This is a genomic window from Ornithinimicrobium humiphilum (assembly GCF_006716885.1).
Classification (GTDB): Bacteria; Actinomycetota; Actinomycetes; order Actinomycetales; family Dermatophilaceae; genus Ornithinicoccus; species Ornithinicoccus humiphilus.
In genome coordinates this window covers 1528267-1542163 of the sequence record NZ_VFPU01000001.1, presented here as the reverse complement: position 1 = coordinate 1542163, position 13897 = coordinate 1528267, and the positions used below count along the sequence as shown (strand labels likewise).

Annotated in this window: 11 protein-coding genes and 1 pseudogene; 9 read left to right on the top strand and 3 right to left on the bottom strand. The window is 75.0% G+C overall.

Translation table 11 applies throughout. The features are described from left to right. Positions 1-17: 17 nt before the first annotated feature. On the top strand, positions 18-953 hold the full coding sequence (locus FB476_RS07060) for an aldo/keto reductase (RefSeq protein ID WP_141818149.1): 936 nt from the start codon (positions 18-20) through the stop codon (positions 951-953). Between the two features lie 23 nt (positions 954-976). Next, positions 977-2248, top strand: a complete 1272-nt coding sequence (locus FB476_RS16415; protein ID WP_170233561.1) for a T3SS (YopN, CesT) and YbjN peptide-binding chaperone 1 — start codon at positions 977-979, stop codon at positions 2246-2248. On the opposite strand, the gene FB476_RS07055 is transcribed toward FB476_RS16415, so the two are convergent. Continuing rightward, positions 2245-3111 carry an alpha/beta fold hydrolase gene (locus FB476_RS07055; RefSeq protein ID WP_141818148.1) on the bottom strand — a complete coding sequence of 289 codons (867 nt, stop codon included), beginning with the start codon at positions 3109-3111 and terminating at the stop codon, positions 2245-2247. The two genes, FB476_RS16415 and FB476_RS07055, sit on opposite strands and share 4 nt — an antisense overlap. 129 nt (positions 3112-3240) lie before the next feature. Here FB476_RS07055 and FB476_RS07050 point away from each other — a divergent pair, with 129 nt between their 5' ends. After that, positions 3241-5628: a cell wall-binding repeat-containing protein gene (locus FB476_RS07050; protein ID WP_141818147.1), complete on the top strand. Its 2388-nt coding sequence runs from the start codon at positions 3241-3243 to the stop codon at positions 5626-5628. A gap of 76 nt (positions 5629-5704) precedes the next feature. Here the strand turns inward: FB476_RS07050 and FB476_RS07045 are convergent, their stop codons facing one another. Together FB476_RS07045 and FB476_RS07040 are read right to left on the bottom strand one after the other, a co-directional pair. Further along, the gene (locus FB476_RS07045) at positions 5705-6676 is read right to left on the bottom strand and encodes a quinone oxidoreductase family protein (protein ID WP_141818146.1); all 972 of its coding nucleotides are present in this window, start codon (positions 6674-6676) and stop codon (positions 5705-5707) included. Positions 6677-6717: 41 nt separating this feature from the next. Further along, positions 6718-7950, bottom strand: a complete 1233-nt coding sequence (locus tag FB476_RS07040; protein ID WP_141818145.1) for a metal-dependent hydrolase family protein — start codon at positions 7948-7950, stop codon at positions 6718-6720. 11 nt (positions 7951-7961) lie between these two features. On the opposite strand from FB476_RS07040, the gene FB476_RS07035 reads away from it, so the two are divergent. The 6 genes and pseudogenes from FB476_RS07035 to uraD all read left to right on the top strand — a co-directional run bounded on the left by FB476_RS07035 (position 7962) and on the right by uraD (position 13897). Next, complete coding sequence (locus tag FB476_RS07035) at positions 7962-9539, top strand: MDR family MFS transporter (RefSeq protein ID WP_141818144.1); 1578 nt, start codon at positions 7962-7964, stop codon at positions 9537-9539. Further along, positions 9536-10653 (top strand): annotated as a pseudogene (locus FB476_RS07030) (NAD(P)-binding domain-containing protein). Before FB476_RS07035 ends, FB476_RS07030 begins: the two are co-directional and overlap by 4 nt. 17 nt (positions 10654-10670) lie before the next feature. Continuing rightward, a complete protein-coding gene (locus FB476_RS07025) occupies positions 10671-11165 on the top strand; it encodes an SLOG cluster 4 domain-containing protein (protein ID WP_141818143.1) in 495 nt (164 codons plus the stop codon). A gap of 40 nt (positions 11166-11205) precedes the next feature. Then, positions 11206-12450: a DUF6986 family protein gene (locus tag FB476_RS07020; RefSeq protein WP_141818142.1), complete on the top strand. Its 1245-nt coding sequence runs from the start codon at positions 11206-11208 to the stop codon at positions 12448-12450. Positions 12451-12497: 47 nt separating this feature from the next. Then, positions 12498-13412, top strand: a complete 915-nt coding sequence (gene pucL / locus FB476_RS07015) for a factor-independent urate hydroxylase (RefSeq protein WP_141818141.1) — start codon at positions 12498-12500, stop codon at positions 13410-13412. Further along, positions 13409-13897, top strand: a complete 489-nt coding sequence (gene uraD, locus FB476_RS07010) for a 2-oxo-4-hydroxy-4-carboxy-5-ureidoimidazoline decarboxylase (protein ID WP_141818140.1) — start codon at positions 13409-13411, stop codon at positions 13895-13897. The genes pucL and uraD overlap by 4 nt, the downstream gene beginning before the upstream one ends.

The following is a 13897-nucleotide window of genomic DNA, read 5'->3' as shown; positions in this document are numbered from 1 at the left end:
CCGACGAGAGGACCCCCATGCCCACCCTGCCCGGCAGCAGCGTCGAGATCTTCCCGGTCAACCTGGGAGGCAACGCCTTCGGCTGGACGGCCGACGAGGAGACGTCCTTCGCGATCCTCGACCGGTTCGTCGAGCTGGGCGGCACCTTCGTCGACACGGCGGACTCCTACGCCGCCTGGGTGGACGAGGTCGGCGGGCAGTCCGAGACCATCATCGGTCGCTGGCTCGCCGCGCGCGGGAACCGGGACGACGTGCTCGTCGCGACCAAGGTGGCGCGCAAGCCCGGCCGGGTGGGTCTGGCCCACGACAACGTCGTGGCGGCGCTCGAGGAGTCCCTCGAGCGGCTGCAGACCGACCACGTCGACCTCTACTACGCCCACTACGACGACGAGGACGTGCCGGTGGCCGACCAGGTCGCGACCTTCGACGAGCTGGTGCGCTCCGGCCGCGTCCGGTCGGTGGGCCTGTCGAACTTCACCCCCGAGCGGCTCCGCGAGTGGTTCGAGACCGCCCGCGAGCAGGGCGCGGCGGTGCCCGTGGCCCTGCAGCCGCGCTACACCCTCGTCTCCCGCACCGACTTCGAGACGTCCGTGGCGCCGATCGCCGGCGAGTTCGGCGCGATGGTCTTCAGCTATCCCGCGCTGGCCTCGGGCTTCCTCACCGGCAAGTACCGCACCGAGGCCGACCTCGAGGGGATGCCGCGCGGCGGCGCCGCCCGCCGCTACCTCGAGGCCGGTGGCCTGCGCGTCGTCGACGAGCTCGTGCGCATCGGCGAGGCCCACGGCGTCGAGCCGGCCACCGTCGCGCTCGCCTGGGTGCTCGCCAAGGGGGTCACCGCACCGATCGCCTCGGTCTCGCGCCCCGCGCAGCTCGACGCCCTCATGGCCGCCCCCGGCCTGACCCTCACGGTCGACGAGGTCGCGGCGCTCGACGCGGCGTCCGACGGCTTCTGAGCCGCAGCACTAGATTGGCGGGCATGGAGGAATTCGACCTCGACCGCACCACCGAGGTCGGCTGGGCGGCGTTCCTGAGCCGCCTGGCCGACCACCTCGGCACGGCCCGCGAGCCGCTCGTCATGACCCCGATGGGCGGCGAGGACGACCACCTGCCCGTCCTCGAGGTCACGCCGGGCGCCGGGGGCGACGACGCGCTGCTGCACGCCGAGCTCCGCGGTCCCGGCGAGGACCCGTGGCCCGAGGAGGCGCGGACCCGGCACCTGCTCTCCCTGGGCTGGACCCCGGCCCCCGGGGGCACTGCATACCTGCTCGACCTGCCGCGCTCCCACGCCCACCTCCTCGCGGCGGTCGTGACCGACACCCTGCGCGACGTCGTCGGGGTCCCGCACCCCGCCTTCCTCGACGCCGGGGCGCTGACGATCGCGGCGCCGACCGAGGCCGAGCCGGAGGAGCCCGCTCCCCCGCCGCAGGTCGACCTCGACACGGCCGTGATGGTCCGCACCCCGGCCGAGCTGCGCGAGCTCGTCGACACGACGTTGCACGCCGCCCTGGGGCACCCGCCGCGGCACGACCACGACGGGGACGTGCCGATCCTCTACGGCAGCGCCCTGGTCTACGTCCGCACCGCCGACGCGGCGCCGGTCGTCACCGTCTTCGCCATCCCGGTCCAGGACATCGGCGACCTCGAGGCCGCCCGCCGCGAGGTCGAGATCTTCAACCGGCGCGCGATCTTCGGCAAGTTCACCCTGGTCGGACGGCAGATCGTGGCCAGCGTGGCCGTGCCCTGCCTGCCGTTCGTGCCCCGGCACCTGGTCGGCATGGTCGAGCTGATGGGCCGGGAGATCGACCAGCTCGACGAGGACCTCGCGCTGCGCGTGCAGGGACGGCGCTGGATCGACCTGGTCAGCGGGACCGGTCCGGCGGGCGCTCCGCCGACGCAGCCCGTGGTGCGTGCGGTGGACGTGGCGCCGCCCGCCGCTCCCGAGGCCGAGCCGCCCGCCGAGCTCCAGACGCTCGTCCAGCTGCAGCTCGACGCGGAGGGTGGCGACCTCGAGCCCGCCCTCGTCGCCGACGTCTGCCACCGCGACCGCGACCTCATCCTGCGGCTCATCCGGATGGCCGAGGACCAGACGCTGCGCTGGCGCTCCGGCGTCGGGCGCGCCCGGGCCGCGGGAGACGCGGACGGGGCGCGCTCCGCCGGCGACCAGGTGCGCGCGTGGGCGCGGACGGTGCGCAACCTGCGCGCCGCGCTGCGTCACGTCGTCACCTTCGGCGGCTCCGCCGAGGGCTAGGGGCGCACCCGCTCCAGCACCATCCGCGCGACGAGCCCGGGCTCGCGCTCCGGGAGCCAGTGACCGGCCCCGCACTCGACGAAGCGGTAGTCCGCCGAGACGTACCTCCCCGTGCGCTCGGCGGCCTCGCGGCCGAGGAAGGGGTCGCGGCCGCCCCAGAGGTAGGTCGTCGGCACGGTGACGGTCGCGTCGCGGGACGCGTCGTCACCTCCTGGCCCGCGCCTGCGGCGCCGGCCGGGCTCGGGGCGCAGCGCCGCGCGGTACCAGTGGACCGGGCCGCGGAGCGCGTCCGCCCGACGCAGGCGTTCGGCATACCCCTGGTCGGCCGCGGCCGGGAGACCGGTGCGGCGCAGCCCGCCGCGTCGCAGCGCGCGGGCGAGGAGGTGCTCGGGCAGGAGGGGCACCTGGAAGGCGAGGACGTACCAGCTGCGCCGGGCCTGGTCGCCGTGCCGTAGCGACTCGCGCAGCGCCCGGGGGTGCGGGGTGGAGAGGACGACGAGGCTGGCGACCCGGTCGGGGTGGGCGGCGGCCAGCACCCGGGCGACGAACCCGCCCCAGTCGTGGCCGACGACGTGGGCCCGCGCGACCCCGGCCGCGTCCAGCACCGCGAGGGCGTCGGTGACCAGCTCGCGCATCCGGTAGTCGCGGGCGCGGCGCGGCCGGGCCCCCGGGGAGTAGCCCCGCTGGTGCGGGGCCAGCGTCCGCAGGCCCGCCTCGTGCAGCAGCGGCGCCACCCCGTCCCAGGCGGTGGCGTCCTGCGGGAAGCCGTGGAGCAGCAGCACCGCCTCGCCCTCCTGCGGGCCGCCCTCGAGCACGTCGAGCACGAGGTCGCCGCGGCGGCAGGAGAACGAACGCGTTTCCATGGCCCTCAACGTAGCCCCGGGGCGGCGTCGGACGAACTTCCCCGATGTAGTTCAATCGTCACTCTTGTCACATCCGCCCCGCCTCGCGCATGCTGGGCTCGGCCGTCCCGTCCCTGAGGAGTCCCACTCGTGCGCCGCTCGATCCTTGCCGTGTGCACCGCGCTCGCGGTCGCACTCTCCCCGCTCGCCGCGTACTCCGTCGACGACCCGGTGCAGACCGCCGATGCGGAGGCGTCGGCCGAGGCCGACGTGGTCGTCCCCGACCTGGAGGAGCCCGCCCTGCCGGTGGACCAGCGCTTCGGCTTCACGGCCGAGCCGCAGGCCCCGACGGAGACGGCGGCCGTGGTGCAGCCGGGGATCACCGCACTCCCCGCGCCGCAGCCGGGCGCGGAGGTCTACGACCGGCCCGCGGACGGCGTCTACCAGGTGCGCGGCGGCGGCTTCGGCCACGGCATCGGGATGTCGCAGTACGGCGCCGACGGTGCGGGAAGGGCCGGCCTGACCCACGCGCAGATCCTCGCCTTCTACTACCCGGGCACGGTCCTGGAGACCCGGACGACCGGCACCATCCGGATCGGTCTCACCGTCGACAGCGACGGCGACACCCGCGTCGCGCACCGCGCCGGCCTCGTGGTCGGCAACGCCCCCGGCGGCGCGACCTACCCGTTGCCCTCGGGCTACAGCCAGTGGCGCGTGCGCACCACGACCGCCGCCGCGACCGGCTGCACCCTGGAGGGCCTGAGTTCCTCCGGCACGTGGACCGCCGTCTGGCCGACCGGGCTGACCCGGTCCTGCCCGATCTCCTTCAGCTCCCCCACCGAGGGCACCGTCGACCTCTACCTGCCGACCGGGCAGCCGCGGATCTACCGCGGCACCCTCACCGCGACGCACCGTGGGACGACCAGCCTCCTCACCGTCAACCACCTGCCGCTGCAGCACTACCTGCGCTCGGTGACCATGGCCGAGATGCCGGTGTCGTTCCACGCCCAGGCGCTGCGTGCCCAGGCCGTCGCGGCCCGCACCTACGCGCTGCGCGGCGCCGGCGGCACCGCCTACTACGACACCTGCGACACGACCGCCTGCCAGGCCTACCGGGGCAGGGGCGTGCGCAACGCCGACGGCTCGGTGACCTCCTACGAGCACGCCAACAGCACCGCGGCCGTCGACGCGACCGACGGACAGGTGCTCACCTACGACTTCGGGACCGGCACCCGCCAGCTGGCCACGACGATGTACTCGTCCTCGACCGGCGGCCACACGACGGCGGCCGGCGCCGGGCACGGCTACCTGCGGCCCCAGCCGGACCCCTACGACGCGGTGGCCGGCAACGCGCGCCACTCGTGGACCGCGGCCCTGCCGGCCGCGCGTCTCGAGGCGCGCTACGGCATACACCGGGTGGAGCGGGTGCAGATCCTGCGCCGCGACGGCCACGGCCAGTGGGGCGGACGTGTGCTCGAGGCGCGGGTCGAGGGCTACACGGCCGGGGGCGCCTACACCTGGGCCACGGCCACCGGGGACGGGCTGCAGCTGGCCAACCCCTGGCCGGGCAACGCCAACGGTCTCTCCTCGACCTACTTCACCATCGTCGGGGGCGACGGCGGCACCGGCACCGTGGAGAGGATCGCCGGCACGGACCGCTACGCCACAGCGGCCGAGGCGAGCCGGGCGTGGGGCGCGGGCACGGGCGTGGTCTACGTCGTCAACGGCAACGACTACCCCGACGCGCTCGCGGCGGCCGCCCGCGCCGGCGTCTACGACGCCCCCGTCCTGCTCACACAGCGCGACCGGATCCCGTCCGAGACGCTGGCCGCGATGGCGCGGCTCACCCCGGCACGGGTCGTCGTCGTGGGCGGCACCGGGTCGGTCTCCGACGCGGTCGCGACCCGGCTGCGCGGCCTCACCACGACCAACGACCTGACCCGGGTCGGCGGCGTGGACCGCTACGACACCGCGGCCCAGGTGGCGTCCTACTACCCCGCCAACCAGAGCACGGTCTACCTGGCCAACGGCCAGGACTTCCCGGACGCGCTGGCCGGTGCAGCGCTGGCCGGCCACGGGCAGCTGCCGCTGCTGCTCACCCGCCCCGACCGGCTCAGCTCGGTGACGGCCACCCAGCTGCAGCGGCTGCGGCCGCGCGAGGTGGTCGTGCTCGGCGGCACCACCGCGGTCTCCGACGCCGTGGCCCGGCAGGCCGCGACCTACACGACCAGCGGGACCTTCCGCCGCCTCGCCGGAGCCAACCGCTACGAGACGATGGAGCGGGTGGCCGCGCAGTTCCCCGCCGGCCGCGGCCCGGCCTACGTCGCCTCGGCGTCCAGCTTTCCGGACGCCCTCGTCGGCGCGGCGCTGGCCGGCGGTCTGCGTGGCGTGCCGATCCTGCTCACCGCTCCGGAGCGGGTGCCGCTGCCGACCGCCACGGCGCTCGGCCGGCAGAGCCCGCAGTCGATCTACGTGCTCGGCGGGCCCGGAGCGGTGACGGACTCGACCATGGACGCCCTTCGAGCCCACCTGCGCTGAGGGGCCCTTCCCCGACGTGCGAGAAGGTGGCCGCGCTGGCGGCCACCTTCTCGGTGGGGTCTGAGGTCGCGCCCGGTCAGGGGACGAGGATGAGCTTGCCGGTGGTGCGCCCGCCCTCGAGGTCCTCGTGGGCGCGCTGCGCCTCGGCCAGCGGGTAGCGACCGCCGACCCGGATGGTCAGGCGGCCGCCCGCGACGGCCTCCAGCACCTCGCGCCCGCGCCAGAGCAGCTCCTCGCGGTCGCTCGCGTAGTGCGCGAGCGACGGACGGGTCAGGAAGAGCGAGCCACCGGCGTTGAGCCGCTGGGGGTCGACCGGCGGCACCGGGCCGCTCGCCGCGCCGAAGAGCACCATGAAGCCGCGGGGGCGCAGCACCGACAGGCCGGCGTCGAAGGTGTCGCGGCCGACGCCGTCGTAGACGACGTGCACGCCCTGGCCGTCGGTGAGCCGCCGGATCTCCTCGGCGAGGTCGACCTCGCGGTAGAGGACGGTGTCGGTCGCGCCGTTGGCACGGGCCAGCTCGGCCTTCTCCTCACTCCCGACGGTGCCGATGACCCGCACGCCCTTGTCGCGCAGCATCTGGCACAGCAGCAGGCCCACGCCACCGGCGGCGGCGGTGACCACGGCGGTCTGACCCTCGCGGGCCTCGAAGGTGGAGTTGACCAGGTAGTGGGCGGTCATGCCCTGGAGCATGGTCGCCGCCGCGGTCTCGAGGTCGACGGCGTCGGGGACGGGCACGAGGCGGGCGGCCGGGACGACGGCCTGCTCGGCATAGCCGGTGCCCACGGTCATGGCCCAGGCCACCCGGTCGCCGACCGCGACGTCGGTCACGCCCTCGCCGACGGCCGAGACGGTGCCCGCGCCCTCGTTGCCGCCGACGAACGGTAGCGGCAGGGGGTAGGCCCCGCTGCGCTGGTAGATGTCGATGAAGTTCACGCCGCCGGCGGCGAGGTCGACCACGACCTCCCCCGGACCCGGCTGCGGGGTCTCACGCTCGACGACGGTGAGGGCCTCCGGCCCTCCGGGCTGCTCCACGATGACGGCACGCATGGGGTGACCCTAACCGGCGCCCCCGGACCGTCCGCGACGGGTCAGGCCCTCGCCCCCGCGTCGCGGTCGACCACCCGCTCGCCCGCCACGTGGACCGAGCGCACCCGGCTCCGCAGGCCCGCCAGGTCGTCCCAGGCGCCGTCGAGCACGACGACGTCGGCGACCTTGCCCGGCTCCAGCGTGCCGTGGTCGGCGTCCACGCCCAGCAGCTCGGCCGCCGAGCGCGTCGTGGCCTCCCACGCGCCCTGGGCGCCCAGCCCGAGCTCGGCCATGAGGCGGACCTCCTCGAGGTTGGTGCCGTGCGCACCGACACCGGAGTCGGTGCCCATCGCCACCTTCACACCGGCCTCCACCGCGCGGCGGAAGGAGTCGTCGTGCACCTCGGCGACCATCCGGGCCTTGGCAAGCACCCGGTCGGAGATCGCCGCCCCGGCCTCGGCCTGCGCGAGCACCGCCCGCGGCGCTGACAGCGTGGGCACCAACCAGGTCCCGTGCTCGAGCATGAGGTCGATGGCCTCGTCGTCGAGGTAGATGCCGTGCTCGATCGACCGGATACCACCGCGCACCGCCGTCTTGATGCCGTCGGTGGCCTGCGCGTGCGCCATGACGTGCAGACCGGCCGCGCTCGCCTCGGTGACCAGCGCCGCGATCTCGTCGTCGCGGAAGTGGCCGTGCAGCGGGTTGCTCAGCGGCGAGAGGACGCCGCCGCTGGTCGCCACCTTGATGACGTCGGCGCCGGCGCGGATCAGCTCGCGGACCCGCTTGCGCATCTCCTCCGGGCCGTCGACGACGGAGTCGGGCACGCCCGGGTGGGTGGACATGAGCCCGAGCACCGCACCGCAGACGTGCCAGTCGTCGCCGTGGCCGCCGGTCTGGCTGAGCATGTTGATCGCGATCTGCATCCGCGGCCCGGGCGTCAGGCCGCGCCGCACCGCCTCGGCGACGCCCAGGTCGGCGCCGCCGGCGTCGCGCACCCAGGTGATGCCGGTCTCCAGCGTCGCCCGCATCCGGTGCGCCGCCTGGAAGAACGGCAGCGAGAACGGCGTCTGCAGCACGCGCATGAGGTCGGGCTGCTCGAACATGAAGTGGACGTGGCAGTCGAAGAGTCCGGGCAGCACGGTGGCGCCGGTGCAGTCGACGACCTGGTCAGCCTCGACCCCCAGGTCGGTGCCGACCTGCGCCACCCGTCCGTCCACCACGTGCACGTCACCGGTCGAGGGGGCCGCCCCGGTGCCGTCGAGGACCGTGCCGCCGCGGAAGAGGATGCTCGTCATGCCGACACGGTATGTCGTGGCGGCATCGATCCCGGGACGGACACGGTAGGCCGCGCCCGCCTGACCGACGCGGCATACAGTGGCGCGTTGTGGCCGAACCCGCACCCGCCCCCGACCGGGCCCTCCCCGAGAACCCCTGGCCCGCCCTCTGGGCGCTCGTCATCGGCTTCTTCATGATCCTGGTCGACTCGACGATCGTCTCGGTCGCGACGCCCGCCCTCATGTCGGCCTTCGGGGCGGGGGTGGACGAGGTGCTGTGGGTGACCTCGTCCTACCTGCTGGCGTATGCCGTGCCGCTGCTGGTCACCGGGCGGCTGGGCGACCGGATCGGGCCCAAGCGGGTCTACATGGTCGGTCTGACCGTCTTCACGCTGGCCTCGCTGTGGTGCGGCCTGTCCGGCGAGCTGGACCTCGGGATCGCCGGGTTGGTCGCGGCGCGTGCCGCCCAGGGCCTGGGCGCCTCGATGATGACGCCGCAGACGATGACGGTCATCACCCGCACCTTCCCCGCCGAGCGTCGCGGGCAGGCGATGGCGCTGTGGGGCGCGACCGCCGGCGTCGCGACGCTGGTCGGCCCGCTGGTCGGCGGCCTGCTGGTCGACACGCTCGGGTGGGAGTGGATCTTCTTCGTCAACATCCCCGTCGGCGTGGTCGGCCTGGTGCTCGCCGCCCGGCTCGTGCCGCGGCTGCCCACCAGCCCGCACCGCTTCGACCTCTTCGGCGTCGCGCTGAGCGCGCTCGGGCTCTTCTGCGCGGTCTTCGCGCTGCAGGAGGGGCAGGCGTTCGGGTGGGGCCGCATCTGGGGGCCGGTCAGCGTCCCCGGGCTGCTCGTCGCCGGAATCGGGCTCCTCGTCGGCTTCGTGTGGTGGCAGGCCCGCAACCCCGGGGAGCCGCTCGTGCCGCTCGACCTCTTCCGGGACCGCAACTTCTCCCTCGCCAACGGCGCGATCATGGCGATGGGCTTCACCGTGACCGCGATGGTCTTCCCGTTCTACATCTGGGCGCAGAGCGTGCGGGGCCTCTCGCCCACCATGGCGGCGCTGCTCATGGCGCCGTCGTCGGTGATGTCCTTCGTGCTCGCGCCCCTCGCGGGGCGGCTGACCGACCGCGTGCACCCGCGCCTGCTCGTCGGCTCGGGCACCACGCTGCTGGCGTTCTCGATCTGGCTCCTCTCGCGCAACGCCACGCCCGACTCCCCGCTGTGGATCGCGCTGGTCGCCGCCTTCCTCATGGGCATCTCCAACCCGCTCGTCTGGGGCCCGCTGTCCACGACGGCCACCCGCAACCTCGCCATGGACCGGGCCGGCGCCGGCTCCGGCGTCTACAACACCACCCGGCAGATGGGTGCGGTCCTGGGCAGCGCGGCGATCGCGATGCTCATGCAGTCACGGATCACGGCACGGCTGGGCGAGGGGGCCGCCGCGGCGCAGGACGGGATGGACACCTCGGGCGCATCGCTCCCTCCTGGGGTCGCCGAGGGGCTCTCCCGCGCGATGGCCGAAGCGCTCCTGCTCCCGGCCGCGGTCATCCTCGTCGGGGCCGTCCTGGCGATGTTCTTCGAGCGGCCCCGGCACCTGGTCCGGCGATGAGGGACGTGCCCGAGCCGGGACGACCCGTCGACGTGCTCGTCGTCGGGGCGGGCCAGGCCGGGCTGAGCACGGCATACCACCTGCGCCGGCGCGGCTTCGTGCCCGTGGACGGCCCCGCCTCCGCGGACGCCCCCACCTACGTCGTCCTGGACGGCGAGGACGGCCCCGGCGGCGCGTGGCGGCACCGGTGGCGCTCGCTGCGGATGGCGACGGTCAACGGCATCAGCCAGCTGCCCGGCGTCCCCACCCCCGAGGCCGACCCGTGCGAGCCCAGCGCCGACTTCGTGCCGCGCTACTTCGCCGACTACGAGCAGGAGCTCGCCCTCGCGATCCGGCGGCCGGTTCGGGTGCACCGCGTCGAGCGGGAGGACGACGACCCTCGCGGTCGGGGCTGCGCGTCTCGACCTCCGACGGGGTCTGGTCCGCGCGCGCCCTCGTCAACGCCACCGGCACGTGGAGCAAGCCGTTCTGGCCGGTCTACCCCGGGCAGGAGACCTTCCGCGGGCGCCAGCTGCACGTGGCCGACTACGTCTCCGCCGAGGAGCTGCGCGGCGAGCACGTCGCGGTCGTCGGCGGCGGCATCTCCGCGGTCCAGCTGCTCGACGAGATCTCCCAGGTCACGACCACCAGCTGGTTCACCCGCCGCGAGCCCGTCTGGCGCGACGAACCCTTCGACGCCGAGGCGGGGCGGGCGGCCGTCGCCATGGTCGAGGACCGTGTCGCCCGCGGCCTGCCCCCGCGCAGCGTCGTCTCGGTCACCGGCCTGATCTGGTCACCGTCCCTACGGGCAGCGGCCGCCCGCGGTGCGCTCGACCGGCAGCCGATGTTCACCGAGATCGTGCCGGAGGGGGTGCGGCGCGCCGACGGCGCCGTCCAGGAGGCCGACGTGATCCTCTGGGCCACCGGCTTCCGCGCCGCGCTGGACCACCTGGCACCGCTGCGGCTGCGCGGTCGCGGCGGCGGCATCGCCATGGACGGCACCCGGGTCGTCGACGAGCCCCGCGTCCACCTCGTCGGCTACGGGCCCTCGTCCTCGACCATCGGCGCCAACCGGGCGGGCCGGGCGGCGGTCGCCGAGCTGGTGCGCCTGCTCGACGACACCCCCGCCGGCTGACTGCCACACTGCGCGGTATGCAGCAGCGCGGCTACGTCGGGGTCGTCGGCCCCGGCGAGGGGGCGGGTCCGGAGCACGTGCGCCTCGCCGAGGAGGTCGGCGGCCTCCTGGCCCGCGCCGGCCTGGTCGTGGTCACCGGCGGTCTCGGCGGCGTGATGGACGCCGCCGCGCGTGGTGCGGAGCGGGCGGGCGGCACCAGCCTCGGTCTGCTTCCCGGACCCGACCGGCTGGGCGCCTCCCCGCACAGCACCCTCACGGTGCCCACCGGCCTCGGCGAACTGCGCAACGGACTGCTCGTGCGCAGCTGCGACGCCCTCGTGGCCGTCGGCTCGAGCTGGGGCACCCTCAGCGAGGTCGCCCTCGCGACCCGCACCGGGGTGCCCGTGGTCCTGCTGGCGTGGGGCTCGCTGACCGACCACCTGCCCTCTCCCCTGCCCCTGGCGGGCACGCCGCAGCAGGCCGTCGCCACCGTGCTCGGTCTTCTCGGTCTGCCGTCCGACACGCTCGGCTGAGCCGGGCGCACGGCGTCGACCGTCCGGGCAGACTGGCCCCATGTCCGACCCCGACCTGACCGCCGCGCTGACCGCCGAGCTGGACGAGATGCTGCGGGAGGCCGACGCCAAGCTGGTCGCGCGCTTCCCCGGCGACGCCCCGACCCGGCAGCCGGTCCACACCGTCTACGTGCCGGCCGACCGCTACGACGCCGACCTGGTGGCCCGCTGGGGCGAGGAGGCCCGCACCACGCTCACCGAGCACGAGGGCGCGCTCGCCGACCTGCTCGGCGGGCAGGCCGACGAGGTGCTCCCCCTCGTGGCCGACAAGCTGGCGAGCGAGCCGATCGAGGACCTGCGCGTGGACCTCGAGGACGGCTACGGCCCGCGGCCGGACGACGTCGAGGACGGGCACGTCGACGCGGCGGCCTCCGCGCTGGCCCGCACCCGCCTCGAGGGCACCGCCCCGCCCTTCTCCGGCATCCGGTTCAAGAGCCTCGAGGCACCCACGCGGGCCCGGGGCGTGCGCAGCCTCACCCGCTTCGTCGACGGGCTGGTCTCGGAGGGTGACGACCTCGACGGGGTCGTCGTCACCCTGCCCAAGGTCACCAGCCTCGACCAGGTGGCGGCGATGGTGCACGCCTGCGAGCGCCTGGAGGCCGCCCTCGGCCTCGCCCCGGGCACGCTGCGCTTCGAGATCCAGGTCGAGACGCCCCAGTCGATCCTCGGCCCGGACGGCACGGCGCTCGTCGCGCGCATGATTCATGCCGGCGCGAGCCGCGTCACCGGGCTGCACTACGGCACCTACGACTACTCCGCCTACTGCGGCGTCGCCGGGCCCTACCAGTCCCTCGAGCACCCCGTCGCCGACCACGCCAAGCTGGTCATGCAGGCGGCCGCGGCCGGCACCGGTGTGCGGCTCTCGGACGGGTCCACCAACGTGCTGCCGGTCGGGGACGCGGCCCAGGTCCGCGACGCGTGGGCGCTGCACTCCCGTCTCGTCCGCCGCTCCCTCGAGCGTGGCTACTACCAGGGCTGGGACCTGCACCCGGGCCACCTGCCGAGCCGGTTCGCCGCGACCTACGCCTTCTACCGCGAGCACCTGCCCGCCGCGGGGGCCCGCCTGCGCGCCTACCTCGGACGGACCGGCGGCGGGGTGCTCGACGAGCCGGCGACGGCGCGGGCGCTGGCCGACCTCGTGGTGCGCGCCCTGGACTGCGGCGCGGTGCGGCCCGCCGAGGCCGAGGAGGCCACCGGCGTCGCGACGGCCGAGCTGCTCGCGCTGGCCCGCCCGCGACGGGCCTGACCTGCGGCATCCTTGACGGGGCCCCACCACCTACCTAGGGTCACCGCATGGGGATCAGCCTCGGGAGCAATCGCTACGGCAAGGCCGAGAACCGCGTCGTGCGGATCTACCGGGACACCCCGCGGCACACGATCCGCGACCTCAACGTCTCCACGGCGCTGCGGGGCGACTTCGCCCGCGCGCACACCGACGGTGACCAGTCCGACGTGCTGCCGACCGACACGCAGAAGAACGTCGCCTTCGCGCTCGCCAAGGAGGTCGGCGTCCCCTCGCCGGAGGAGTATGCCGTGGCGCTGGCCCGGCACCTCGTCGGCGCCGTGCCGAGAGCGACCGGCGCGCAGGTGCGGGTCGAGGAGCAGGCGTGGGACCGCATACCCGTGGAGGGGGTGGACGGCGGTCACGACCACGGCTTCGTGCGGCGCGGCACCGAGACGCGCACCGTCGTCGTGACCGTCTCCGGCCGGGATGCCGACCAGCGCACGTGGGTCGTCTCCGGCCTGGAGGACCTCACCGTGCTCAAGTCGACCGGCTCGGAGTTTCGCGGCTTCCTCACGGACGGTTACACGACGCTCGAGGAGACCACCGACCGCGTGCTGGCGACCTCGCTCACCGCGCGCTGGCGCTGGGAGGACCCCGGGGGCGTGGCCTTCGACGAGGCCTACGACGCGGTGCGGGCCACGCTGCTGAGCACCTTCGCCACCACCTACAGCCGGGCGCTGCAGGAGACCCTCTACGCGATGGGGCGGGCCGCCCTCGAGACCGATCCGCGGCTCGCCGAGATCCGGTTCTCCGCACCCAACAAGCACCACTTCCTCTACGACCTCGCCCGCTTCGGGATCGACAACGACGGCGAGGTCTTCCACGCCGCCGACCGGCCCTACGGGCTGATCGAGGCGTCCGCCGTGCGCGACGAGGCCTCCGACCCCGGCGAGGCGTGGACCGACGTGCGGAGCTTCCTGTGAGCGGGCTGGCGTTCGACGCCCTGCCGGAGGACGAGGCGCGGGCCCTGCTCGACGGGTGCCTCGGCGTGGACCGCTGGGTTGCGGAGGTGCTGGCCGGGCGACCCTACGGCGACCGCGCGGCGCTGCTGGCCTCCGCCGACCTCGCCGCCCGGCGCCTCTCGCCCGCGGAGGTCGACCAGGCGCTGGCCGGGCACCCGAGGATCGGCGAGCGACCGTCGGCCGGGCACAACGTCCAGGCCTCCCGTCGGGAGCAGGCCGGGGTCGACCCGGCCGCGGGCGACACCGCGGCCCGGCTCGCCGCCGGCAACGCCGCCTACGAGGAGCGCTTCGGCCACGTCTTCCTCATCCGCGCGGCGGGTCGCTCGGCCGAGGAGATCCTCGCCGAGCTCGACCGCCGCCTGGCCAACAACCCGGACACCGAGCGTGCCGAGGTCGCCGACAACCTGCGGCAGATCGCGCTGCTGCGGCTCGAGCAGGCGGTCTGA